The 26,760-nt window shown below is 40.0% G+C and carries 20 protein-coding genes; 6 read left to right on the top strand and 14 right to left on the bottom strand.

Annotated elements, in window-relative coordinates; genetic code table 11:
* Positions 1-1,364, bottom strand: a 1,364-nt coding sequence (locus AC2JBO_RS16230) for a cytochrome ubiquinol oxidase subunit I (protein WP_496954682.1), incomplete at its 3' end; no start/stop codon positions are given.
* 127 nt (positions 1,365-1,491) lie between these two features.
* Complete coding sequence (locus AC2JBO_RS16225) at positions 1,492-2,307, bottom strand: hypothetical protein (RefSeq protein WP_496954681.1); 816 nt, start codon at positions 2,305-2,307, stop codon at positions 1,492-1,494.
* Positions 2,308-3,098: 791 nt separating this feature from the next.
* Here AC2JBO_RS16225 and AC2JBO_RS16220 point away from each other — a divergent pair.
* Positions 3,099-4,460: an aromatic ring-hydroxylating dioxygenase subunit alpha gene (locus tag AC2JBO_RS16220; protein ID WP_496954686.1), complete on the top strand. Its 1,362-nt coding sequence runs from the start codon at positions 3,099-3,101 to the stop codon at positions 4,458-4,460.
* A 359-nt stretch (positions 4,461-4,819) separates the two neighbouring features.
* Positions 4,820-5,299, top strand: coding sequence for a DUF4383 domain-containing protein (locus AC2JBO_RS16215; RefSeq protein ID WP_496954680.1), 480 nt, complete (start codon positions 4,820-4,822; stop codon positions 5,297-5,299).
* A gap of 60 nt (positions 5,300-5,359) precedes the next feature.
* Here AC2JBO_RS16215 and AC2JBO_RS16210 read toward each other — a convergent pair whose 3' ends face one another.
* The gene (locus AC2JBO_RS16210) at positions 5,360-6,187 is read right to left on the bottom strand and encodes a squalene/phytoene synthase family protein (RefSeq protein ID WP_496954679.1); all 828 of its coding nucleotides are present in this window, start codon (positions 6,185-6,187) and stop codon (positions 5,360-5,362) included.
* 772 nt (positions 6,188-6,959) lie between these two features.
* Positions 6,960-8,867 (bottom strand): squalene--hopene cyclase, encoded by a 1,908-nt coding sequence (shc, locus tag AC2JBO_RS16205; protein WP_496954678.1) that lies wholly within the window; start codon positions 8,865-8,867, stop codon positions 6,960-6,962.
* Positions 8,868-8,992: 125 nt separating this feature from the next.
* On the opposite strand from shc, the gene AC2JBO_RS16200 reads away from it, so the two are divergent.
* A complete protein-coding gene (locus tag AC2JBO_RS16200) occupies positions 8,993-10,210 on the top strand; it encodes a glycosyltransferase (RefSeq protein ID WP_496954677.1) in 1,218 nt (405 codons plus the stop codon).
* Here AC2JBO_RS16200 and AC2JBO_RS16195 read toward each other — a convergent pair.
* Both AC2JBO_RS16195 and AC2JBO_RS16190 read right to left on the bottom strand, forming a co-directional pair.
* Positions 10,186-10,890 (bottom strand): 5'-methylthioadenosine/S-adenosylhomocysteine nucleosidase family protein, encoded by a 705-nt coding sequence (locus AC2JBO_RS16195; protein ID WP_496954676.1) that lies wholly within the window; start codon positions 10,888-10,890, stop codon positions 10,186-10,188. The two genes, AC2JBO_RS16200 and AC2JBO_RS16195, sit on opposite strands and share 25 nt — an antisense overlap.
* Positions 10,891-10,963: 73 nt before the next feature.
* Complete coding sequence (locus AC2JBO_RS16190) at positions 10,964-11,821, bottom strand: ferritin-like domain-containing protein (protein ID WP_496954675.1); 858 nt, start codon at positions 11,819-11,821, stop codon at positions 10,964-10,966.
* A 249-nt stretch (positions 11,822-12,070) separates the two neighbouring features.
* On the opposite strand from AC2JBO_RS16190, the gene AC2JBO_RS16185 reads away from it, so the two are divergent.
* The 3 genes from AC2JBO_RS16185 to hpnH all read left to right on the top strand — a co-directional run bounded on the left by AC2JBO_RS16185 (position 12,071) and on the right by hpnH (position 16,857).
* Complete coding sequence (locus AC2JBO_RS16185) at positions 12,071-14,752, top strand: efflux RND transporter permease subunit (RefSeq protein WP_496954674.1); 2,682 nt, start codon at positions 12,071-12,073, stop codon at positions 14,750-14,752.
* Between the two features lie 24 nt (positions 14,753-14,776).
* Positions 14,777-15,769, top strand: a complete 993-nt coding sequence (hpnA, locus tag AC2JBO_RS16180; RefSeq protein ID WP_496954685.1) for a hopanoid-associated sugar epimerase — start codon at positions 14,777-14,779, stop codon at positions 15,767-15,769.
* A gap of 71 nt (positions 15,770-15,840) precedes the next feature.
* Positions 15,841-16,857: an adenosyl-hopene transferase HpnH gene (hpnH, locus tag AC2JBO_RS16175; RefSeq protein ID WP_496954673.1), complete on the top strand. Its 1,017-nt coding sequence runs from the start codon at positions 15,841-15,843 to the stop codon at positions 16,855-16,857.
* 153 nt (positions 16,858-17,010) lie between these two features.
* Here the strand turns inward: hpnH and AC2JBO_RS16170 are convergent, their stop codons facing one another.
* The 8 genes from AC2JBO_RS16170 to AC2JBO_RS16135 form a co-directional block, all read right to left on the bottom strand.
* Complete coding sequence (locus tag AC2JBO_RS16170; protein ID WP_496954672.1) at positions 17,011-18,219, bottom strand: 4-hydroxy-3-methylbut-2-enyl diphosphate reductase; 1,209 nt, start codon at positions 18,217-18,219, stop codon at positions 17,011-17,013.
* A 67-nt stretch (positions 18,220-18,286) separates the two neighbouring features.
* A complete protein-coding gene (locus AC2JBO_RS16165; protein WP_496954671.1) occupies positions 18,287-19,141 on the bottom strand; it encodes an SGNH/GDSL hydrolase family protein in 855 nt (284 codons plus the stop codon).
* Positions 19,142-19,241: 100 nt separating this feature from the next.
* Complete coding sequence (locus AC2JBO_RS16160; RefSeq protein ID WP_496954670.1) at positions 19,242-20,696, bottom strand: ammonium transporter; 1,455 nt, start codon at positions 20,694-20,696, stop codon at positions 19,242-19,244.
* A 291-nt stretch (positions 20,697-20,987) separates the two neighbouring features.
* The gene (gene kdpC / locus AC2JBO_RS16155) at positions 20,988-21,596 is read right to left on the bottom strand and encodes a K(+)-transporting ATPase subunit C (protein ID WP_496954684.1); all 609 of its coding nucleotides are present in this window, start codon (positions 21,594-21,596) and stop codon (positions 20,988-20,990) included.
* 17 nt (positions 21,597-21,613) lie between these two features.
* A complete protein-coding gene (locus AC2JBO_RS16150) occupies positions 21,614-21,823 on the bottom strand; it encodes a potassium-transporting ATPase subunit F (protein WP_496954669.1) in 210 nt (69 codons plus the stop codon).
* Complete coding sequence (gene kdpB / locus AC2JBO_RS16145) at positions 21,820-23,895, bottom strand: potassium-transporting ATPase subunit KdpB (protein WP_496954683.1); 2,076 nt, start codon at positions 23,893-23,895, stop codon at positions 21,820-21,822. The genes AC2JBO_RS16150 and kdpB overlap by 4 nt, the downstream gene beginning before the upstream one ends.
* A 138-nt stretch (positions 23,896-24,033) precedes the next feature.
* On the bottom strand, positions 24,034-25,716 hold the full coding sequence (gene kdpA, locus AC2JBO_RS16140) for a potassium-transporting ATPase subunit KdpA (protein ID WP_496954668.1): 1,683 nt from the start codon (positions 25,714-25,716) through the stop codon (positions 24,034-24,036).
* Between the two features lie 284 nt (positions 25,717-26,000).
* The gene (locus AC2JBO_RS16135) at positions 26,001-26,750 is read right to left on the bottom strand and encodes a red chlorophyll catabolite reductase (protein WP_496954667.1); all 750 of its coding nucleotides are present in this window, start codon (positions 26,748-26,750) and stop codon (positions 26,001-26,003) included.
* Between the last annotated feature and the right edge of the window lie 10 nt (positions 26,751-26,760).

Here is a 26,760-nt window from a genome sequence, read left to right as displayed (position 1 = left end):
ATACCCGGTATTGGCAAATTAAGATTTGGACCTTTACGAATTATTCGACTGCCAAAGTAAAGGGCTGCACATAACAGCATTGTGTATACGGTAGCGTAACAAATTAAGGTAGTTAGAACATTACTAGGAGGCAGTTTGGATACGGAGTCTACTGTACGGAGTTGATTGTATAATGTCCAAGGTTGCCGCCCGACACAACGAACAATCCAGCCTGTGTCAATGGCGATGTACCCAAGTGGTGCGGCAAACATCCAAGCACGTAGTAACCATTTTTGCTCAGTAATATTTTCCGTTGAAAGTTTGCCCCGTAACCATTGCAATGTAGTTAATAACATTAGTCCAGCTAGTGCAAACCCTATCCCTACCATTGTTCGGAATGAGTAGTAAATTAGACCAACAAGATGCGGTCTATTTTCTGGTTTAAATTCTTTTAGACCTAAGACAGGTTCGGAAAGCTTTGGTTTGAATTCAAGCACATAACCTAATCCATTGGGTACGGAGAGTTCCCAATCGTTTTTTTCTGCTTTGTCATTAGGTAATGCTACTAAGCTGTAATCAGCAGATTGCCCTGCGGGTATTGTTTGCCAACGTGCTTCCATTGCTGCGAGTTTGGCAGGTTGACGATGATATACCTGTTCGGCACTCAAATGTCCGATATAGATTTGTAATGGCGCTACTGCAATTACAGCAGCGATAACTATTTTTAAAGACCGCGAGAAAAAGGCAGGATTACGCTTGTTTAAAATATACCAAGCGCTAATGCCGCCAATTACAAACAGCGAAGTCTCCAATGTTGCAAAAAACATGTGGAGAATGCTTACTTTCATGAATGGATTGAATATCGCCTCGAAGTAGTCGCTGATGATAAACTTGCCATCAACCAATTTACCTCCCGCAGGAGTTTGCATCCACGAGTTTGCTACCAATATCCAAAATGTGGACATGTTGGCACCGACTGCAACTAAAATTGTTGAAGCATAATGGATGATTGGATTGACTCGTTCCCAGCCAAATACCATGATTCCTAAAGAAGCAGCTTCCAGCATGAATGCCCAAGTGGCTTCAAACCCCATGATACTGCCAAAAAAATTCCCGACCGCTTCAGAAAATGGCGCCCAGTTAGTTCCAAATTGGAATTCCATCGGAATCCCAGTTGCTACCCCGATTCCAAAGTTGAGAATATATAGCTTCGACCAAAAACGCGCATGGTAATAGTAATCACTGTTGCGAGTTTTCAGCCATAAGCCTTCCACAATTACCAGATAAATGCCCATGCCAGTAGTTAGCACAGGCCAAAGCATATGAAACAAAGCTGTCAGCGCAAACTGCATTCGCGATAAGACAACGGTATTTTCCAAGAACATACTGTATCGCCTTCTAAAGGTCAGCTACTCAGTAGTAATTTTGTCGTTTTTTTGAAAAACAGTGGTTTATCTTAATACGAACTTAAGCCTGATTTGACTTCGTGTCACATGTGGAATGAGGTTTTAGTTACGGATAAACTACGTCTGCAACTACAACTGGTGTATTTTTATACTTATCTTCCAATTGTTGTTTAACGTTTGCATTCCAAGATAAATTGTATTCTTGCTGTATTGCGTTGGCGTTAAATGGGCGCACTTCACCAAGTACTGTAACTTGCTGACCTTGATTAAGTGGAATTTTATGTGATGTTAATACAACAGGTAGGTCTTTACCCTTAATCCACTGATCTTTATTTAATGTAATCAAATCAGAACCTTCAGTTTTTTCAACCTCACCTGTAACCGCAACTGTTTTCCCGTTGTATTTCTGTGGATTTTGGGCTACTTGATCTGGTTGAGGCGCCAAAGCAATATTTTGAGCAACAAGTACAGGTCGTCTGATATAGCCACTGTACACGTCGTCATTCAAATTCAACTTGTATTCGCGTTCAATATCTGAAATGGAAAAGTCCCGTACCTGACCTATAATCTGCACTTCAACATTACCAGCAGGTACATTAAACGGTTTTTTCGTTGCATTTACAACTAAAAGCGGTTCTTGCTGTGCAAACATTCCATCCTTCAAAGTGAATGAATTCGCGTCAAGCTTTTGAGATGGTTTACTTTTTATCGTTACTGTTTTGCCTATGAAATCTCTGTAGTTACCAGCGACTTCAGCAGCACTGACTGGTCTTGCTGGTGAGGAAGCACTCTGCTGACCAGAGTTACCACTTTGAGCTGTAAACGCAAGAATAACTAGAGATGTAATTACTCCGATGTCCCATATACTTTGAACAACTCCACGTCGTCTGGGACTTCTATCTGTTTCAATTTGGTAAGTCATAGTCAAAAACTCAATAATCTTTTGGTAGTAAAGAATCGACAACAACAGAGCAAGTTTGATTCAACTTGCTGCGTTCTTATTGCGTCAACCCTGGTGAATTAACTAAAATTGCCTAATTTGTCGTGCAGTACGAAGTAAAGAAAAGAATATATATTTGCACCCGCTACATCCGTACTGCTCCTGATTCAGCCTTCACTGTTTTGAATCTAATAGGGCAACTAACTGCGTTTTGTTCTGTTTTTTGTTATCAATGACTGCTCACACCATGCGATGCACTTCGCGTCAAAGCGCAAAAGCGTAACTATTCCTCTAACTCAAGTTTATTAAAGTGTCACCATTGCTTTCGCTTAGGCTCCTGCTATCTAAGATAAAGGGCTAGACTCTTTGTTAACTCTCCCAACAGAATGGAGAGAGCTTCTACCCTTAGTATGAATATTATATATTAACTTTGCAAAAAAATTTATAAAAAAATTTAAATCTTTATACGCTTATTTAATCTATGTTTAATTTCTCTGTTTAAATAAAAATTATTAAATTTAACTTAAGAGATAGCAATTTTGTGAGGTGCGTGAAGGCTACAACTCTTATAACTACGTTGAAGTCTGCTGGTAGCCTTCACGCACCCTACGAGGGAAATATGTTAAAAGATGTAAAGAAAGATATTTAATGGCGATAAACAAACTACACAAACTATAATGACTGCGACATCATCAAAGACAGATAACACTCTATCAAATGTATCTACACAAAAAACTTCAGTAGAAATCTCCAGTAATCCATCTGTCGCAAGTATGAGTGCGGGTGGTAGTGATTCAAATCGCTTTGATGTTTTGGAAGTCTGGTATCCTGTGCATTACGTTCGCGATTTAGATAAATTGGCGCCGACTAAGTTTACCTTGCTAGGTCAAGATATAGTTATCTGGTGGGATAATAATACGCAAAGCTGGAGCGTATTTGAAGACAAGTGTCCACACCGTTTGGCGCCATTGTCAGAGGGTAGAATTAATCAGAATGGGCTTTTAGAGTGTCCATATCATGGTTGGACATTTGCTGGCAACGGAGAATGTCAAGATATTCCACAGCAACCAGCATCAGGACAAGCGCAAACCTCAAAGCGCGCGTGTGTAAAATCATTACCTACAAGCGTTCATCAAGGACTTTTGTTTGTCTATCCCGGAAAACCGGAAAATGCAGCTAATACCAAAGCTCCTATCGTCGAACCATTAAATGAAACTGTAGATGATTGGGTATGCATTGATACATTTCGCGATTTGCCTTACGATGCGCTAACGTTAATGGAAAACGTCTTGGATGCAAGTCATGTACCGTATACGCACCATCGTTCGGTAGGAAATCGTGCGAATGCTGCACCTGTAGAGTTAGAAGTCGTTGAAGCGGGTAAATATGGATTTAAAGGTAAATGGGAAGAAGGACCACGACGTGGAACTTTAGGGCGCCAAGATACAACTTTTGTGGCGCCGGGTTTGATGTGGCATGATATAACATCGAAGCAGTTTGGCAGAACAATGACCGTAGTTTACGCAACTCCGATTCGTAAAGGTGAGTGTAGATTGTTCGCACGCTTCCCATTCAAGTTTTCCTCACCGATACCGCGTTTAATATTTAAGATTACACCACGTTGGTATTCACACATTGGACAAAATAACGTTTTAGAAGACGACCAAATTTTCCTTCATTTTCAAGAACGTTATCTTGAACAAGCTGGAGGAAGTGCAAATTATACCAAAGCTTTCTATCTACCTACTGCTGCGGATACTTTTGTAACTCAGTTACGTCAGTGGGTAAACGAATACAAAGTAGATTTTTTCCCCGGACAAATATTAGCACAATCCACAAAAACCCGTCCTGAGTTAATGGAAAGGTATCACTCACATACGGTTTATTGTAGTAGCTGTAGTCAGGCACTAAGACGTATACAAAAAATTCGCACGGTAATTGGATTTACAGGCGCCACGTGGGCATTGATCCCAGTGTTAAGCCAGCTTACCTCTAGCATTACAGCTACAAGCATCGCATCACTAACTTTTCTCGTTTTTAGTTTCACATGGTTCAGGCTTGGTAAACTTGAAAAAGAATTTTACCAAGGTCGATTAATTCCTCCGCGCAACCTACCCGAAAAACCCAAAAAGTAAAATTCCCCGTAGGATAGGCATCTTGCCTGTCCGAACATCTTGCCTGTCTTACTTCTTCCAAGGTAACTTTGTCCCCATCTCAGTCCAAGCAGAAAAAACAAGATAAAGGATAAACACAACAGCACTAGCTAAAAACAGAACAACATCATTATTCATAATTAATTACGTATTAACGTATACAATAAAAGTTTATCATTAACAACAGTCAATACATGTAAAACCCTATCTTTTGATAGATTAAGCATTTAGCAATCATGCGTTGAATAAAAAGTAATGCTTCTTGAATTTTGAAACCCAGTACCCAAGATTGCATTTTTAAATCTAAAAAAGATTTGTAAAAGTAAAGGATATTTTCTCACATGGTTGACATCAACACTATGCGCGCGGCAGAACGCTACTGTGCTTTAGGAATTGGAATTTTATTTTTAGTTCTTGGTATAGCCGGATTTATTCCAGCTTTTGTTTCTATACCTGGAACAGATGTTTCTTATGTACCAGCACATGAGGCTCCAAATGCTTATGCCGCTGGCTTTGGATATCTTTTTGGACTATTTCCAACCAATTTTTTGCATAACCTTGTTCACTGTGCTGTTGGATTATTAGGAATTACTTCTTATTTGACTCACGCAGGTGCTAGACAGTATAACCGCATATTTTTTGTTGCTTACATCGTAATTGCCATAATGGGTTTATTACCATTCACGAAAACGCTTTTTAATTTGATGCCATTATTCGGCTACAATGTTTTCCTCAATGCAGCTAGTGCTTTTGCTGCTGCATATTTTGGTTTCGTCTTACCACCAAAGCTTGCTGGAGGAAACGTGTCTCAAAATGTCTAACGTTATGATTTGATATTACAATTGTAGAGACGCTATATATTGCGTCTCTAACATATTTAGCTAACCAGGATTGTAACCCATTACTTGTTCTAGGAGTGCAACAACATCGCTGCGACTAAGTTTTTCTTTGCCGTGTGCGATGGCTTCGAGAGTACCATAAGCTAAGGTTAGGGGTATTTGGCAAAAGTCTAATGCTGGACTGTTGGCAGGAAGCGAAGCGTTGTAGGCATCTGCTAAAGCCAAATTTCTACGCGCGTAAGCTTGCATTTTGTCAGCATTCCAACCTTTGGGTAAGAAGTTAACGCCACGAGTTGAATCTTCGCTATGATTGCGGATAATGTTTACTGCTTGTAATCCTCGACCAAAACCAATTGCTAAAGTTCTATTGGTTTGTATCCCATCGTACCAAGACCATAAATCTGAAAGCAATAACCCAACGGCGCCAGCAACTCCAAACGTGTAGCGGTCTAAATCTGACTCATCGTTTATCCTCCAGTTTCGTTCTGCCCAGTACGCCATTCGGTCGGACATTGCTGCGGTAGCATCCCAAATTCTAGGTGCAATGCTCTCAGGCGCCAATATCAACCACTCACGCAGTCGAAGAGTAACTTCTTCAAGCTTGCTCTCGTATCCAAAAAACTCCTCATTAAAAGCATCAACTCCAAACCCGTCAACTCCAGCTTGTAAAGTTAAGCTAATACTTCGTAGCAATTGTGATTTAATTTTGTTATCAAGTTCTGAATCATCCTCGATTTGGTCAATAGCGCGCATACACAAATATGCTGAAGCGACAGCTTCCTGCAAGCCTCGTGGTAAACGAACTATGGGGATATAAAAAGTCCGGCTAGTCTCTTTCAATAACTGTAAAGCATCTGTGCGTAAATCCATTTGTTACACTCCTCTGGTTATTTTCCCCCACTTGCAGTTTCCTGCCTTCTAAATATTATTTACACATATTTAAGTAAAACTTAAGCATTTTTTAGCTATTATAAAGTTTATTTATATTTTGTCATCTAGTTTGCAACTAGAAGCTTAAGGGCAAGCCATAAAGTTGCTGTCTCATCATAAATAAGACGCTTAAAAAAGTTAAATTTTAGCTTGTTTTGTGCCGCATTTAATGATATGGGCAGGACTTTTACATTGCCTAACACTCCTTGTTAATTACGGCAAAATGATTATACAGATATCTGAAATATATCTACATACTATATTTTCTCGACTTTCTACTATTATGATTTTTTACGCACACTTTCTTTTAAAGTGCAACCACATTCACAATAACTTTAAAGAAATATTTTATACAATTATTACTGACTAGAGTGAATGTTGAGCTATGGTTTTGGTACGTTTGCAAAATCAGTACATAAACTCCTTTATAGACAGGATTACTTTTATAAAAGTTCCCAAGAGCATATCATGCTTTTGTATGCTTGGGAATATTTTTATGCAATTGAATTAAAACAAGATTGTTTTATATGAACTATACAATATTGCTTTTCAATGCTAATAGAAAAAAATATTTTTGTAGCAAGCTAATGCTGTATCTAAAGCGATTAAACTCTTTGAATGCTAGTGGTCTGTTGTCAGTAATTTTGGTGGGTTTGTAGTAAGCACTTCAAAGCTTGAATTAAGGACTAAAGCCCTTACTACGAAACCAAAATCACGTTATGAGTGCTTGATAGCGACCAAGAGCAAGCAAAGGAAAGTACTGTTGGTATAAATGATACTTTAGATAGAAATGACCGGGAAAACCTGTTCCTGTAAAATCGTCTTCGTTCCAAGTACCATCACTTAGCTGAGTTGCAACCAAGTAATCTACACCATGTCTAATCGTATCTATAGCATATTTACCAGTTGCTTGACCAGCAGACAGTAAACCTAATAGTGCCCAAGCGGTCTGCGATGCGGTACTACGTCCTTTGCCTTTTAAGCTGGGGTCATCATAGCTGCGGCAAGTTTCACCCCAACCACCATCGGTATTTTGACAGCTTATCAACCAAGCGGCGCCTCGTTGAATACTTGTTTTTTGAGATGGCGCCATACTCGCTAAAGCAGAAAGGGCGCCACTAGTCCCATAGATGTAATTTACACCCCAGCGTCCAAACCAACATCCCTCAGTTTCTTGCTCTTTCAACAAATAATCAAGCGCACGGTCAAAATCATCTTGATTTATTGATAAATCACAGCAACCGAGCATTTCAAGAACGCGTGCGGTTACATCTGCTGTGTTCGGGTCGATCATGGCTTTAAGATCACCATAAGGAATCATATTCAGCCAATCAGAATCATTATTGACATCAAATGCAGCCCAACCACCTTGTTTACACTGCATCGTCGCGACCCAATCTATTGCCCGTGTCATTGCTACTGCTTTGAGTTTCTCATTTGGAAGTTTCGCAAGAGTTAATGCCATGACAACTACAGCTGTGTCATCTACATCAGGGTAGAACTTATTATCAAATTCAAATGCCCAGGCACCTGGTTTACCATGACTATTTTTTACTGCCCAGTCTCCGTACTCAAAGATTTGCTTAGAAAGTAACCATTCACCAGCGCTTACAATGTCTGGATGGTCAGGCGCCAAACCTGACTCAATTAACGCGCGTATTACCCAAGCAGTATCCCAAACTGGTGAAATACAAGGTTGTACACGGTATGAATCAGCTGTTTCAATGGCAAAATTATCAATAGCTTTGAGTCCACGCACTACTATCGGGTCGTTGACATCATAGTTAAGCGCGCGTAATCCCAGAAGCGAATTGAGCATTGCTGGAATAATTCCACCCCAATCTCCCGTCACTTCTTGCCGTTCTAAAATCCATTTTTCAGCAGCTTGAACTCCAAGAGAGCGAAAAGGCACCAAGTTTAAGCTTTCGCCAAGTTTGAAAGCTTCATCTACTGCTAAAAATATGTCAGTCCAATCATTATTACGTGGTAGTTCATACTTGACATTATCTATACCTTCTGTATAAAGTTCATTCAAACTGATGCCGGGATGGGTTACATATACAGGTTTACGGTCAATGACAATCAGTAAAGGCACGGTACTAGAACGTGCCCAACTAGACATTTCATAGATATTAAATATGAAATCATCTGGCAGCAGCATTATCCAAGGAGGAAGTGAAGGAATACCGCGCCAGCTATAACAGCCGATTAATGCTAAATGCAGCTTAGTAAAGATTCGTGTTTTACTAATACCGCCTTTCTCTAAAATAAATCTACTGGCTCTAAGTAAGGCTGGGTCTGTTTCGGCAACACCCAACAACTTCAGCGCCATATACGCTTCGACTGAGGTGCTTAAATCTCCACCATCACCATAAAAAAGTTCCCAACTGCCATTAGAACGTTGTTGGGAGCGAAGATATTTTTCAATCTTGTGTAAAGGTCGAGTGTTGTCTGTACCCCAAATCTTGTGAAGTAGAACAACTTCTGCTGTAATGGTGACATTCGATTCTAATTCAGCCCACCAATAACCATCGGGGTATTGAATCGACAAAAGATAATTTTGACTGTTTGCAATTGCTGCTGGGACTTTTGATAAAGTTACCCTATCTTGAGTTTGCATGAAATACTACTCAGCCTCAAAATCGAAACTAGTATGAATGCGGCACACTCAGAATACAAGTGTTATCTCGCGCCTAGAGAGAAACCGTATTCTCCCACGTAAAAGCAGTTATAAGCAAGAGTACTATGACACTTATTGAATTGGTTCTTACATTACTAACCGTATTGATTTGGATAGGACTACTGATTTTTAGAGGAGGGTTTTGGGTTCATAATGAAAAACTTGAGGATACACAGTCCGATTTTAAGTTTTTCCCTAGCGTTTGTGCTATAATACCCGCGCGCAACGAAGCAGAATTATTACCCATAACTTTAGAATCTATATTACGTCAAGATTATTCAGGGACATTAAATATAGTTTTGGTCGATGACAACAGTAGCGATGGTACTGCTGAGGTGGCATTGAAAACTGTCACAAAACTTAACAACACTCAACAATTGCATATTGTTAATGCTTTACCATTACCACCTGGTTGGTCAGGTAAACTTTGGGCTGTTGAACAAGGTCTTCGCTTTTCTAGTACTTTTAACCCTGATTATTACTTACTAGCAGATGCAGATATTGAGCATGATTATCGCAATCTGAGTAATCTCGTTAAAAAAGCTACTCAAGACAATTTAGACCTTGCTTCAGTAATGGTGAGATTACGATGCGAAAGTTTTTGGGAAAAGTTATTGATTCCAGCTTTTGTATTTTTCTTTCAAAAACTTTATCCTTTCCGTTGGGTAAACGACCCTAGTAAATCTACTGCCGCTGCTGCTGGTGGTTGTATATTAATTCGTCGTGATGCCCTCGAACGCATTGGTGGAATTCAAGCTGTTAAACAAGCATTAATTGATGATTGTGCCCTGGCAAATGCAATAAAAACAGTAACCCCAACTCAGCACTCAGAACTCAGCACTCAGCACTCAGCACTCAGAAATCCAATCTGGTTGGGACTAAGTTCTTCAACGCACAGTTTAAGGGAGTATAATTCCCTAGAAACAATTTGGGATATGGTAGCTAGAACTGCTTATACACAACTTAATTACTCGCCGCTACTGCTACTTGGAACTTTATTAGGAATGACTTTAGTTTACCTAGTTTCACCTTTAGGACTCGTAGTTGGTTTAATTACAAACAACTGGTTAGTCGCAGCATCCGGTTTAATAGGGTGGTTGTTAATGACTTTAGCTTACTATCCAACAATTAATTTTTACCGTTGCTCGCCGTTATATGCTTTTTGCTTACCAGTGATTGCATTTTTGTACACATTAATGACTTTAGACTCAGCCTTGCGTCATTGGCAAGGACGGGGAGGCGCCTGGAAGGGGAGAGTTTACGAAAAGCAACCTGGTTCTTGAAACAGATCCGCTGTTACATTCTCCAAAACCTTCAATCCTCGTAACGAACCATATATTAAATGACTAGCAGCGATGGGTTGACGTAACATACCTAAAGCTAATGGTAAAGCTTTAAGTGTACCTTCTGGACTGAGTGCAGAATTTAGATTCGGCAAATCATGTTTACATCCATCGCTGACTACTCGTAACATTGCCACTTTGACACCAACCGAACTCAAAAAATTTAATGCACTAAAACCTTCCATATCAACAACATCGGCACCAGCACTTAACAAAATCTTCTCATTCTTAGAGAAAATAATACTATCACTCGTCAAGGCCTTAACTCTCGGTACATTTTGTTTAAGGTGTAACTCTAATTGATTAGTCAAATCAACATTACACTGATGAACTTGGTTTTGATAAATGCAGGTTTCATAAAGCACAACATCACCGACATTGTAATCAGACTTCAAACCGCCACACAAACCCATAACCAAGGCAAAATTTTGTTGGTCTGTACGTAAATTCACCGTCTGATACCATTCCTGTAAGTATTTAGTTAAAGCTTTACCACCTACAGGAATAGAGACAACCTGTGGAAAATTTTTGTGAATACGCTTCAAACCATTACATACTGCTTTATATTCGGCGCCTTGCGGAACAAAAACCAAATTTTCTCCCATGCTCGTAATAAGCACTTTGGTGCTTTCTTAATATTCTTAACAAATCTTAACCCCAACACACAGGGGAGGGAAGCACGCTCAGTGCTTATTACGAGCGAACCGTGCTTTCTATTGGTTTGGTGGTGTGGGGTTTTGAGGTGAGTTGGAGTATGTTTAGGGCGATTTTACAGAGTGTTGGTATAAATTGAGGTTGGAGTAGTTGCGGGTCGAATTTACTCATGCGACGCTGATTTTCTTTGATACAGACGCTGAGGAATTTTTGCGGCGTTAAGTCTATGTTAAAGGTAACGGCGCCTGTTGCTGTAAATCCGTTTCCAGTTGTGTCTCCTTCTGTGACTGCTCCCATGATGTTTCTAAATGCTCTGAAATAATACCAAAGCGTTTTTGATGACCGAAGTAATGGTATTTTACTTTGCTGGATTTGTCTGTAGGTAAACCAGTTGATGAAGAAGACTATATGACGCGCTTCTTCGTCGAGGATGGGGTCGAAGATATTAAAAATCTGTTCGGGAAAGACTTTTGCTTCTTTTGCAATGCCAAATAACCCAAAGGCAAAAAATGAATCAAGACACTCCTCAAAACCAAAGGTGGTAAACGCTGGTTCGATGTTTTGCGGAATAATAACTACCGGACGTTCGGACATTTCAATATCGTAACGATTTATCAGCGTTTGAATCAGTCTTGCATGTCGTGTTTCTTCATAACCCTGGAGCGCAACTGCCTTGTTGATTACTGAGTCGGAGACAGTTTTAGCAAAAGCATTTACCATTGCACCCGCTTCACGCTCGATATCAAGCGCTTTTGCCCAAAATGGTATTGCTTTTAAACGTGCGAGTTCTTCCTCATTTAGATCGGGAAAGGGAAGATGTTCGGGTTCGTAGTCTAGATGAGTTTTAGCAAAACTTTGACAAAATAATTGCTTGTGTGCCTCAGTCCCAAGTTGCATACTTAAGTGTCAAAATATAAGAATTAACTTAAAGATACATGATGTTGATTACGACTTTTAGTGTACGTAATTTTTTCTAAAGAAACTTACTTACTTAAAATATAAATTTATTTTTCATCTATCTAAAGATAGATTTTAAAATAAGATATCACAATTTGAAAAGAATTTTGCTTTACAGTGCTTCAAATATCTGTACTGAAACTTAAAATTCGCTTTAAAATCAGAAATCAGTGACAATTGCAGTCAACGATGGTAAAAGTGAATCCTCCAAAATCAGCCCGCGACCGCTTTAATATATCTAGGGTGGCAATCCAGAATTCTTGGTTGACGTTATCGTTTTGGCTTGCTGTAATGGTAGCTGGAATTTTGGCGTTTACCTCGCTGAAGTATGCTTTGTTTCCAGATATTACTTTTCCTGTAGTGGTAGTAAATGCAAATGCACCACTGACTAATGCACTCGATACAGAAGCAAAGTTAACAAAAGTTATTGAACAGCGTCTTCAGTCGTTGGAAAATTTAGATGATATTCGTTCGTCAACTTATCCCGGACAAGCGGTTGTGAGTGTCACGTTTGCGGTGGGGACGGATTTAGAAGAGTCGAAAAGCGCTGTTGAAAGTGTACTCAAGCAAGTTAAACTAATCGATGGCGCTCAATATCAGGTGATTCCATTTAATCTCAACGAATCAGCGGCAATTAGTTATGCGATTGAAAGTTCTAAGCTTTCTTTGAATGATTTAGCCAAACTTGCTAACAGTAAAATACTACCATCTGTATCGAAACTACCTGGAGTTCTTAAAGTTGTACTACTGGGTGAACCAAATTTAACCCAAGCTACAAGTCAACCAGGAAGTGGCGCCACGTTAGTAAGGTTTAATGCAAAGGACGCACTTGCATTTCAGGTGATTAAACGTGGTGATGCGAATACTTTGGAGGTAGTTAGTAGAGTTGAGCAAGAAGTGACTCGACTTAGTAAAGATTTACCTTCGGTAAAACTAAATTTAGCGTCTACGCAAGCAGAGTATATTCGTAGAGCAACTCACGCAACAATTGATTCGTTGATCGAAGCGATTGTTTTGTCGGTAGTTGTAATTTATCCTTTTTTAAGAAATTGGTCGGCAACATTAATATCGGCACTTGCGATTCCCATCTCATTAGTGGGAACGTTTATTGTCATGGCATTGTTTGGCTTTAACTTAGAGACAATTACGCTCCTCGCATTAGCACTAGTGATAGGTAGTATCATTGATGACGCAATTGTCGATGTAGAAAATATTATGCGCCACATTGATAAGGGTGAAACTCCTCGTCAAGCTTCATTTTCGGCTACTTCGGAAATTGGATTGACCGTGACAGCAGCAACTCTAACCGCTGTAGCAGTTTTTCTACCAATTGGTTTAATGGGTGGAGTTGTCGGTCAGTTTTTTAAACCGTTTGGAATTACTGTTTCCGCAGCAATGCTAACTTCGCTGTTAGTCGCGCGCACTCTTTCACCTGTATTAGCAATTTACTGGATTAAACCATCCAGGCGCCAGGTAGAACAACCAGAAAAACGATGGGGTTATTTTGCCGGACGTTATCAAGATTTATTGCGTTGGTCACTGAATCATCGCAAGATGGTAATGGGGTTAGCTGTACTAAGCTTTGTAATTGGGACAGCAATTATTCCCATTATCCCCAAAGGATTTATTCCAAAACTTGACCGAGGAGAATTTAATGTTACGTATACAGCATCGCTGACTAAGTTAATTGAAAAAAGCAAACAAGCTGCACAAGACGCTTTAGGAAGTATTCTGACTCCAGGTGACAGTTCATCATTTGCTATATCAAGTGCCCCAATTTCATCTAATCCTTTGGATGAGTCACTTGCTATCGCAAAGAAACTTGAGACAGTGGTCAGAAAAGTACCTGATGTTGAAACAGTATTTACCACCGTTGGTTCGCGCGAAGGTGAGCCGAACAAAGGTACGCTTTATGTAAAACTCAAAGAAAATCGTCTTGTTAAAACTGCCGACCTTCAAGAACAACTGCGCGCGAGTTTACCTCAACTGCCCGATGTTAATGTTAGTGTTGAAGATATTCAATTCGTTGATACAGGTTCTCAAAAACCTCTTCAGGTAGCATTGCAAGGTGAAAACCTTCAAAGTCTTAACCCAGCAGCTAAGTCTGTGGCAGAGCGTTTGAAAAAAATACCAGGTTTTGCTGATATCACTTATACAGGTGAAGGAAATAGTAGTGAGGAAGTTTTTCAAATTGAACGTTTGAACAATCAGCGTGTTGCTTATGTAAGCGCTAACTTAGGTAAAGATTTATCACTCGGTGATGCCACTGACAAGCTAGTCGAGTTGGCAAAAACTATAATACCAAAAGATGTCAAATTAGATTTAGGAGGAGACTCGGCGCGTCAAAACGAAGTTCTTGGAAGTTTTGGCTCGACTCTACTGCTATCAGCACTGTGTATTATTATCGTGTTGGTTGGGTTGTTTGGAGGTTGGCAAGACCCAGTAGTAATTGGTATTTCATTACCCCTAGCACTCGTTGGAGCAGTAATAGCACTACTAATTACTAGAAGCGATTTTGGGATGATATCGCTGATTGGTTTTGTGTTTTTGCTCGGTATCAGCAACAAAAACGCCATTCTGCTCGTTGATTATATTAACCAACTGCGACGCGAAGGAGCAACTCGTAGTCAAGCTATTCTTGAAGCAGGACCAGTTAGATTTCGACCAATCATGATGACTACGGTTGCTACTATTTTAGGTATGGTGCCAATAGCATTGGGTATCGGTGCCGGTTCAGAGTTACGTTCACCGATGGCAGTTGCTATTGCTGGAGGACTAATTAGTTCTACGGTATTAAGTTTGATTGTTGTGCCTGTTTTATACACAATTCTCGATGATTGGTTTAAGCGTAAACAGTTTAAGAACAATTAACCAGAAAATTAACCATTGGCTAAAATGCAAAAAGTTTTTGTCACAGGTGGTACAGGTTTTGTCGGTGCCAACTTAGTACGCTTGTTAGTTCAGCAAGGGTATTTTGTTTATGCACTAGCACGCGCGAACAGTAACCTTAGCAATTTAAAAAATCTTCATAATCTAGAAATAGTCAAAGGTGATTTAAATAACCCAGACCTTTGGCAACAAATCGTGGGTTGTCAGTATCTTTTTCATGTAGCTGCCCATTATTCACTATGGCAAAAAGATAAAGAGTTACTTTATCAAAATAACGTTGTCGGGACGCGCAATATTTTAGCAGCTGCAAAAAGAGCGGGTGTATCTCGTACAGTGTACACAAGTTCGGTTGCTGCAATTGGTGTTGGCGAAGGCGCGGTTGATGAAACTCACCAAAGTTCAGTTTCGGAACTTGTTGGTGAATACAAGAAGTCTAAATACTGGTCTGAACAAGAAGCTGTTAGTGCTGCTGCTTCTGGTCAAGAGGTCGTAATTGTTAATCCTAGTACACCTGTGGGTCCAATGGACATCAAACCCACTCCTACAGGGGGGGATATTGTCCTAAGATTTTTGCGTCGAAAAATGCCCGCTTATATCGATACTGGGTTAAATCTTATTGACGTGCGTGATGTTGCTTGGGGACACTTACTTGCACTTCATAAAGGAAAATCAGGAGAACGTTATATTTTAGGGAATCAAAATCTTACACTCAAGCAAATTCTCGACCAGCTGGCACAAATTACGAATTTGCCTGCACCGAATCGTACCATACCACCTTGGATTCCTTATTGTGTAGCTTGGTTGGATGAAAATGTACTCGCACGCTTGGGCAAAACACCCTCAGTACCAGTTGACGGAGTGAGGATGGCACAACATGCGATGTATTATGACGCATCAAAAGCTGTGCGTGAACTAGGTCTACCGCAAACTCCTGTACATATAGCCTTAAAAGATGCGGTTGAATGGTTTATATCTCAGGGATACGTCGCGAAAAATTAAAACAATTACAGTTTTCTTTACTTATATTGCTAAGTAATGGTTTGATATATGAACTTACCGGGGAGTGAAAAATGTCAATTAACTTAATGCAAGCGATAGAAATCGGTAAATATCTAGTCGCGCAACGTCTAAAAGGGCGCAAACGTTTTCCACTTGTCTTAATGCTCGAACCGCTGTTTAGGTGTAACTTAGCGTGTTCTGGATGTGGTAAAATCCAGCATCCTACGGAAATACTTAAGCAAAATATGACACCTGAACAATGTTTTGCTGCTGTTGAAGAATGCGGCGCCCCTGTTGTCTCAATACCAGGTGGAGAACCTTTGTTACATCCACAAATTGATGAGATTGTGCGGGGACTAGTCGCGCGTAAAAAGTTTATTTATCTATGTACAAATGGATTGTTATTAGAAAAAAGTCTGGATAAATTTACACCATCACCATATCTAACATTTACCGTTCACCTGGATGGAATGCGGGATTTACACGATAAATGTGTTGACCGTAAAGGTGTATTTGATACTGCGGTGAAAGCAATTCGTGCAGCAAAAGCTAGAGGTTTTCAAGTAGCGACAAATACAACAGTGTTTGATGGTACTGACCCCAAAGACATGCAAGAATTCTTTGATTTTGTTACATCTTTGGGTATTGACGGGATGACAATATCCCCTGGTTATAACTATGAGTGGGCGCCCAACCAAGATGATTTTCTCAAACGTGATCAAACACGCGCTTTATTCCGTCAAATACTGGCACCTTGGAAAGCAGGTCAAAAGAATTGGAGTTTCAACAATAACCCACTATTCCTTGATTTTCTCACAGGTGAAAAAGACTACGAATGTACACCTTGGGGAATGCCATGTTACAGCGTACTAGGATGGCAAAAACCTTGTTACCTACTCAACGAAGGACATTACAAAACCTTCCAAGAACTACTTAATGAAACCGACTGGGATAAATATGGTCGAGCAAGCGGCAACCCCAAATGCGCCGACTGTATGATGCACTGCGGTTACGAACCAACAGCAGCAATAGACTCAATGCAGCCAACCAATATCGCGCGCTCCATGAAAGTCTTATGGGGTGGTTAACAAATTCACTATATTGTATCTCTTGTGGAACAGGCATCCCTGCCTGTTCTTTTCAATATTCAAGGGCGGGCGCCAAAACTATGCTTCTAATGAGGTGTTTGGACGTTAATTAATTAAATGCACAGGCAGGGATGCCTGTGCTACAAGATATTGCTAAACTACGGCAGCAGTTGCTTTGAGTTCAAAGATTTTTTCGATTATATCTTCGACAACTTTATCAGGAGTTGAGGCGCCACTTGTTACACCAACAACAATTTCTCCATCAGGCAACCAATTGTCTGTTATTTTTAATTCACCGTTCAATTCACGGTGTTCGATGGCATTACGTGACTTGATACGTTCTACACAATCAATATGATATGAAGGAACCGCGCGTTCGACAGCAATTTCTTGGAGGTGGGTAGTATTTGATGAATTAAATCCACCTATTACTATCATTAAATCGAGCTTTTCATCAACTAACTCGAACATTGCATCTTGACGTTCTTGAGTTGCATCACAAATGGTATTGAAACTTTGAAAATGGTCGTTTAACTCTTGCGGTCCATATTTTTGCATCATTGTCCGCTCGAATAATTTACCAATTTGCTCGGTTTCTCCTTTGAGCATGGTAGTTTGATTGGCAATACCAACCCGTTCTAAATCTACTTGCGGGTCAAACCCTGCTGAACAAGCTTTACTGAATTTTGCCATAAACTCTTCTTTATCACCACCATTTAATATATAGTTAGTGACATATTGTGCTTGCTGTAAATTTAAAACAATCAAATATTTCCCAGCAAATGAACTTGTGGCTACAGTTTCTTCGTGATTGTATTTACCGTGAATGATTGAAGTAAAGTCGCCTTTTTTATGCTTCTCTACAGTATTCCAAACTTTAGAAACCCACGGACAGGTTGTGTCAACTATTTTACAACCCTTTTCGTTTAGTAGCTGCATTTCTTGAACACTGGCGCCAAATGCAGGTAGTATTACCACATCACCACTTTCGACAACCGAAAAGTTTTTTGTACCAGCTTCAACAGAAATAAATTTAACTTCCATTTCACGTAAACGCTGGTTTACCGAAGGGTTATGAATAATTTCGTTGGTAATCCAAATTTGTTCAGTAGGAAAATGCTTGCGTGTCTCGTATGCCATCGCAACTGCGCGCTCAACTCCCCAACAAAAACCAAATGCTTGAGCTAAACGAATCGTTACATCCGCACGCTTTAGATTATAATTATTATTGCGAATTTCTTGGATTAAATTGCTTTGATACTCTGATTCTAACTCAGCGGCAACTTCCGCTTGATGCCCGAAGCTGCGACGATGGTAATTTTCAGAATGTTGTAACGAACGTTTAAATGCTTTAGTATCCATTGATATTTCTGCAAAAATCTTCAGAATTTACTATATTTTATTGTCGCGCTTAGTGGGCTACTAACCTCTATTCTTTGTCCTTATTATTAACAGACGGTTGTGGTGCCAATTCCATTTCACTATATAGCTGTAATGCTGAACGCCATACTAAGTAGCCTTTTGGACTTAAATGTAAACCGTCCGTACTGAAATCAGGACGTAGATTTCCTTGACTATTGGTAAACAGTGGTTGTAAATCCAAATATTTTATACCTTCTTTAATTGCAATATTCTGTAACTGCTGGTTAAGTTCGCGTATTCGGCTATTTGGAATGGCTAACAGCTTTTGTTTTCCTTCCCAAGTCGCTTCAGAGGCACCATGCGGCAATATTGATTGAACTACAATTTGAGATTTTGGATGGGACGCGCGCAAGGAAGTAATAATTTGACGATAATTATCTAAGATTTTACTGTCCTCAACCCCTCGTATCAAATCATTAATGCCAATCATGACAAAAATTGTTTCTGGCTGAGTACGGTTAAATAAATTTAAACGCTTCAGTAGCCCAGTACTAGTTTCTCCAGAAATACCTTGGTTGAGCCAACTGCGTTCTTCTGGTAATAATTCTGTTGGAAACCATAACGAAAGAGAGTCACCAGCCAATATTGTTAAACGTTGTGGACGTTTAGTTGCCGCGACATCAGCTTCACGTTTAAGAATATCTACCCACTGAGTGTAGCTGAGTTGATGACGCTCACCAAGTTGTGGTGTTTTTGTTGGTAACGCTTGAATGCTGTTTTGTGAGTTAGGGGTAGCTCTACGAAAAAGGGCGGTCATACCGTGCTGTCGTGAAAACAGCAAGATGACCGCCAAGACTAGTGCGCCATTGGTTAATAGCGAGAAAAAAGCCCAGATTGGGAAGGATTTAGCAGAGGTGGACACGTGCTACATTGACCGAATTCTTTACAGATGGTATGCATTGTAATCGCCGATGTCCACTTTTGTAGCCTAGATTTTGAGAAAATATCAAGTCAGGATTCAACTATTTATTTCCAAGCGATATTCGTTCGCCGAATTCCTCGTTGTAAGCTTCTTCTCCGTGTTCGTTAATATCGATACCTTGAAATTCTGCTTCTTCTTTGACTCGCAAACCAACGGTAGCTTCAACAATTTTGAGGATAACCCAAGTTCCTGCACCTGCGATAACATAAGCTATGGCAACTGCGGCAATTTGAATCAGTAATTGTTTGGGGTTTCCGTACAGTAAACCATTAGCGCCTGCTGGGTTCACAAGTTTAGTGGCAAATATACCCGTTAAAATCGCGCCAACTGTACCACCAACACCATGCACTGGATATGTATCTAGAGCGTCATCAATTTGAACTTTGTGCTTAAAGCTAACTGCGTAGAAGCAGACGAAGGATGTAATACCACCAATTAATATCGATGCCAATGGAGTTACAAATCCTGCGGCTGGAGTAATACCAACTAAACCAGCTACGGCGCCTGTTGCTGCACCAACTGCGGTTGGTTTACCACGCAGTACTTTTTCTAAAATTAACCAAACTAATGTTGCTGCTGCTGCTGCTGTATTAGTTGCGACAAAAGCAGAAGTTGCTAAAGAACCGGAAGCTAATGCGCTGCCAGCGTTAAAACCAAACCAACCAAACCACAATAAACCAGCACCTAATAGAATAAATGGTACGTTATGTGGAGGGCTAAGACGGTCTGGATATGTTTTACGAGAACCTAGCATTATTGCTGCAACTAATGCCGAAACTCCAGAACTAATGTGTACTACAGTACCACCAGCGAAGTCAAGGGCGCCCCATCCACCGTACAAACCTAACAATCCACCTTTTGCCCAAACCATGTGAGCTAGTGGAGAATAAACAAATGTAGACCATAACAGCACGAACAACGAGTAAGCAGTGAAGCTCATCCGTTCAGCAATGGCACCAGATATTAAGGCTGGAGTAATAATGGCAAACATGGCTTGATAAATCATGAATGCCTGATGAGGAATCGTCGCTGCATACGATACAACGTCACTATACTTGGGATCAGCAGCTTTAAGCGCATTTTCATACGCCATATGCGGCAAATAACCAGTTATATCTAAACCAACATTCCCAAACATCCATTGAATACCGCCAATAATGGCATTACCTGGCGCAAACGCGAAGCTATAGCCCCATAAAATCCAGGTAACTCCCACTATCGCCATGAGTGCAAAACTCATCATCAGCGTATTCAGCACGTTGCGTGACCGAACAAATCCACCGTAGAAGAAAGCCAACCCAGGTGTCATTAACAACACTAGAGCAGATGATACAAGCATGAATGCCGTATCTCCTGCTGTTTGAGCGGCAGCGGCAGCGTCTGCCACCTTTTTTAAATCATCAGCGGTTACTGTTTGAGCAAAGGCATTATTTGTCAACGGCCCGCTAAGGAGCAGTAGGGCAGTCGCCCCTATCATCACTACTTTCTTCAACACTTTCAAAAGTTCCTAAAGGTCGAACGAATTTGTGCTACTTACATAAATATGAGTACTTTTTGATACTTTTATCTGTATTAAAAGTTACCCAAACGAAAGATTAACAGAAGATTAATAAAAAATATACCTCTTATCGCAGTTGCAATTTATTAAAAATTATGTATCAAAATCATATCCAATGTTTTGTTTTGTTCGTAAAAATCATTATATCACTTTATAACTAAAGTAAGATGTATTTAGGAACTTAGTTATGCATTTATTGCATATTTTGAATTCAATAACTACATTTAGTTATTGCTTCTGGCGCCGATTAAAGAACTCGTTCAAATCAAGGGTGTAGTTAAGTTTGAGAACGTTAACCCCGGGTTCGCCGAAGATACCAAGAAATCTATTGTCAGTAGAACGATTTATAAGCCGAATTACTTCTTGCTGTGTTACCCCCCGCGCTTTTGCTACCCGTTCTAATTGTACGCGCGCTGCTTTTAAAGAGATATGAGGGTCTAAACCAGAAGCAGAAGTGTAAATAAAATCTCCGATGGGAGATATATTATCATCGCGTAGTTGATTAGCTGTCTTGATGACACGTTTTAGTAGCTCTGGATTACTTGGAGCAAGATTACTAGCTCCGGATATTCCAGTTGGTCTGCTTTGTTTGCCTTGGCTATACCGTATTGTACTGGGACGAGTATGAAAATATCTTTCGGATGTGAATACTTGACCGATTAAAGATGAGCCGTATGGTTTATTTTCTAAATTATAAACAATGCTGCCGTTTGCTTTTTCACGCAACATCGGTAACTGCCCAACACAAAATACAAGGAATGGATATATAACACCTGTTATCAGCCATAAAATTAAGCTGATGCGAATGGCTCTAAAAATATTTCGTAACATAAAGATAAAAGGGCAAATAAAAACTAATACCGTTCAGGTCGAAACACAACGTCAAACAAATAAATAATTAGTCCAAGCGTAATTATACCAAGTCCAGCAATTGCATAAGTATGGCGTGGCTCTAACTTACCTGTAGCTGCAACAACGAAAGGTACAATAACTATATTGAAGCAAAGTGATAAGGCAAATATTATTGATATTCGCAGTAACTTTTTTCGGTGTAAGTAGCTCATGCTAAACCTAAAGCAGTAATAATGAGGTCAATAAATTTGATTGCAATAAATGGCGCAATTACCCCTCCTAATCCATAAACTAAAATATTTTGCTGTAATAATTGATTTGCTGTTAACGGTTTAAATTTTACTCCCTTCAATGCCAATGGAATCAACGCTGGAATAATTAAAGCATTATAAATTAACGCTGATAGTACGGCTGAATTTGTAGAAGTTAAACGCATAATATTCAAACCCTGCAAATTTGCACTAGCAAACAATACGGGTATAATCGCAAAGTACTTTGCTATATCATTTGCTATCGAAAAAGTTGTTAAGGCGCCGCGCGTAATAAGTAGCTGTTTACCAATTCCAACTATATCAATGAGCTTAGTCGGGTCTGAATCTAAGTCCACCATATTCGCTGCTTCTTTTGCAGCTTGAGTACCAGTATTCATTGCAACACCAACGTTTGCTTGTGCAAGTGCAGGTGCGTCGTTAGTTCCGTCCCCCGTCATTGCTACAAGTTTACCTTGCGCTTGTTCTTGTTGAATGACATCGATTTTATCTTCAGGAGTTGCTTCGGCAATAAAATCATCAACTCCTGCTTCACGCGCGATTACAGAAGCTGTTATTCGATTGTCACCTGTTAACATTACAGTACGCACACCCATTCTTCGCAATTGCTCAAACCGCTCGCGTATACCTGGTTTAACAATATCTTTAAGATAAATTACTCCATAAATATCACCATTAAGAGCAACAGCAAGTGGAGTCCCACCTTGTTCGGAAACTCGCTGGTAAGCTGTATCAAGTTCAGGTGAGTCATACCCGTTTCGAGAACGAACAAATCCTTTAATTGCTCCTACTGCTCCCTTCCGAATTTGAGTTCCATCTGGTAAATTAGTACCGCTCATTCGCGTTTTGGCAGAAAATTCTACTGGCTCGGAATAACTAGTGTCAAAATCGATAATGGCGCCTAAACGTTCTGATAAACGGACGATTGATTTGCCTTCGGGTGTATCATCAAAGATACTTGCCAGCAGTGCAACTTGAGCCAATTCTTGAACTGTATGACCGTTAACTGGGAGAAATTCTTCTGCAAGTCGGTTGCCAAGCGTAATTGTACCTGTTTTATCTAGTACTAGGGTATTGACATCACCACAAGCCTCAACCGCGCGTCCAGAGGTAGCAATAACGTTAAATTGAGCAACTCGATCCATACCAGCGATACCAATAGCGCTAAGTAACCCACCGATAGTGGTAGGAATTAAAGCCACAAGTAAAGCAATTAAGACAGGAACACTAACGGGACTGTTAACGTAATAAGCGAGTGCAGGTAGTGTTACGATCACAAATAAAAACACCAGCGTTAGTACTGCTAGCAATACCGTTAAAGCAATTTCGTTTGGTGTTTTACTGCGTTCGGCGCCTTCAACCAAAGCAATCATTCTGTCGATAAAACCCTTACCAGGTTCGGCAGTAATACGAATAATCAACTCGTCAGAGATAATTCGCGTACCTCCAGTCACAGAACTAGCAATATCAGAGCCTGATTCTTTCAAAACAGGAGCAGATTCGCCGGTAATTGCTGACTCATCAACACTAGCAACCCCCATCGTCACTTCTCCATCAGCAGGAATAATATCACCAGCAGTAACGTAAACAGTATCACCTCGCGTCAAAGTTGTGGAAGAAACTTCTGTAATCGTCCCATCAGGAGCAAGTTTTTTTGCAGTTGTCTCAGATTTAGTGGAGCGTAGTGCATCTGCCTGTGCTTTGCCACGTCCTTCGGCAAAAGCTTCAGCAAAGTTAGCGAATAAAACAGTTAGAAATAAAATTAAGGTGACAAATCCATTAAAAAGCTGAACATTTTTACCTGTCACTGAACCAAATAAATTTGGGTCAATCGTCACGGCTAAAGTAATTAATGTTCCCATCCATACTAGAAACATTACAGGGTTACGAATAGCCGATTTCGGATGCAACTTCACAAAAGCATCTTTAACTGCACGCACGTAAAGTCCTTGGTTATTGACTTTACTCTGCTTACGTGGATTTTTACGGTCACTAGAACGATTACGTGGACGCATCATATTATTAAGTGCTGAGTAGAAAGTGCTGAGTGCTGAGTAGAGACCGAATTAATTCGGTCTCTACGGAGTTAAAAGTTAGGAGTTAGAAGTTACTCAGCACTTAGCACTCAGCACTCAGCACTCAGCACTCATTACTTACCTGGCAATTTTAAAGCCTTCGGCGATTGGGCCTAAAGCGAGAACAGGGAAGAAGGTTAAAACTCCGAGTATGAGAATAACACCTGCGGTTACAGTAACAAATAGTGAAGAATCAGTTCGCAAAGTCCCAGGATTTTCAGGGACAGGTTGTTTTTTCCCCATATTATCAGCGAGTAATAGAATCGCGATAATTGGAATATAACGTCCAATCAACATACTTAGTGCAGCGCTAAGGTTCCACCATAAGGTATTATCGTTCAAGCCTTCCAAGCCAGAACCATTGTTTGCACTTGCCGATGCGTATTCGTACACAACTTGCGATATGCCGTGAAATCCTGGGTTACTTATTCCTGCTAATGTTTTCGGGAAAGCTAAAGTAATAGCACTGGGGATCAAGACGGCAATAGGGTGAATTAAGAGGATGAGACTTGCCAGTACGATTTCTGGCTTTTCGATTTTACGTCCGAGAAATTCAGGTGTACGTCCCACCATTAACCCTGTTACAAATACTGTCAAAATTACAAATATAAATAGATAAGCTGTTCCTGTACCTTGTCCACCCCATACAATTTGCAGAAACATATTTAGTAAAGTCGCGAATCCACCCGGTGGCATAAGTGAATCATGCATTCCATTCACGGCGCCGCACATTGTGGCAGTAGTTAGTACAGCCCACAACGCTGTTTGTGCCCAGCCAAAGCGTATTTCTTTCCCTTCCATATTTGGTTGCTCTAATGCAACACTGCTATTTATTAGTGGATTACCTTGATATTCGCCAATTGCGGTCATTCCAACTAAAACAACAAAAATTACTAGCACCATCCAGTAAAGTAGCCAAGCTTGTTTTATATTGTTGGCAAATACCCCATAAGTATAAATTAGCGCGGATGGAATGCATACCATTGCGATAATTTCAATGAAGTTTGAGATATTATTTGGGTTTTCAAATGGGTGTGCGGAGTTGGCGCCAAAAAAACCACCTCCGTTCTCACCCAACTGCTTAATCATCTCAAACGATGCAACTGGACCTCTCGCTATATACTGTCTGGCGCCCTCAAGAGTCACCACTTCTTGAGTTGGTGCAAACGTTTGTGGTACGCCTTGAGTTAATAGTACTATTGCCCCAACGAGTGAAAGTGGTAGTAATATTCGAGTTACCGCACGAGTTATATCAACATAAAAATTTCCTAGCTTTTTCCCTGTCATCCCCCGAATAAAGGCAATACCTACAGCTAAACCTGTAGCAGCAGAGGTAAACATCAAAAATCCTAAAGCTGATGTTTGACTAAAATAACTTAAAGTTGTTTCACCTGAATAATGCTGTTGGTCAGTATTTGTTAAAAATGAAATTGTTGTATGTAGTGCTGTATCCCAACGCATGGCGCCAAATTTGTTAGGGTTGAGTGGAAGCGCGCGCTGACTCATTAATAATAGATATACAAACCCACCCATGAATATGTTTGTATAGAAGACTGCGCGCGCGTACTGCCAACCTGTCATATCGTCACGGCGCGCAATACCTCCTAAGATATATATAATCCGTTCTAGCGAATTTAAAATTGGGTCGAGCAGCGTTCGTTGTCCCATAAACACCTTTGCCATGTACCTGCCAAGTAAGGGTGTTATGGCAATGACAATACATAACGTTAACGCGATTTGCAAAAAGCCTTGTAGTAACATTTATCTAGTTAATATTTAATATTGGATATCGATATATTGGATTTATCTATTTGGTAGTCGCTGCAAATTATAGCGGTAATGTTAGATTGTATTGACGTCCGAATAAAAATATTTACTAGCTTTTACAGGTGTAGGTGCGATTGCAAGTCATAAATAAATATCTCGCAACCAGCATTAACCATTTTTACATGCATCTATCTTTAGTTAGATAAAATATACCTTCGGCTCTTATTTCACAGAACCGAAGCATATCAGATTAAGATCGAAGGTATTGCAATACTTCCCTAACTATCTCCCCACAGCGCTCGTACCACTTTATCAGTTAATTCTTTACCAAACATTTGTTCTGCTAACTTATTACCAGGGTCTAATTCAGCACTGCTACGACGCACAAACAAGTCTCGTTCAGCCAAAGCAAGTCGTGCATATTCTTCTACTGGCTCTGCTTCATCTACCCACATTAGCCAGCGTTCGAGCATTTCGTTTGCCAGTGTACGAATCAAGTTAACAACATCTGTTACAGAACTGGTATAGCATAACCTGATGGGTGACATAAACTGACGAATATACACGCTCTTGCTAGTGTACATTGAAAGACCTGGTTCGGACTCCAGCTTTAGGAATGTTTGATTAACAGGTTCATAGTAATATTTTAGGTACTCTAAGTCTATTAATAAATCAGTTCTGGGAATGTAATCGATATAAAAGAAAATATCAGGAATCGTGCCAAACTCAAAGGTCAAATGGGGAACACGTATGTGTGAACCTAGCCAAGCAGTTAGACGCATGACACTAAAATTGAGCTTTTCATTACGTAATAACGCATGTACTAGTCGTTCAATTTCATTACTAGAAAAAGCCTGAAGCGAACCCTGACAATTGCCATCAATGCTTGTGTAGCTATGTAAATCATGTGTTGAAGATACTAAATTTAGCTGAAAACGGTCTTCTAGCTTCTGTCGTAGTTCTTTTGTAATAGCCCACATCTGTTCAAATACGTATGTATTATCAGAATTAAATTTTTGGTCAATCATTGTTTTTTCC

Source organism: Calothrix sp. CBUCES-K 9914, from assembly GCF_059640475.1.
The sequence above is the reverse complement of the archived record's forward strand: the minus strand, read 5'-3'. Positions and strand labels throughout refer to the sequence as shown.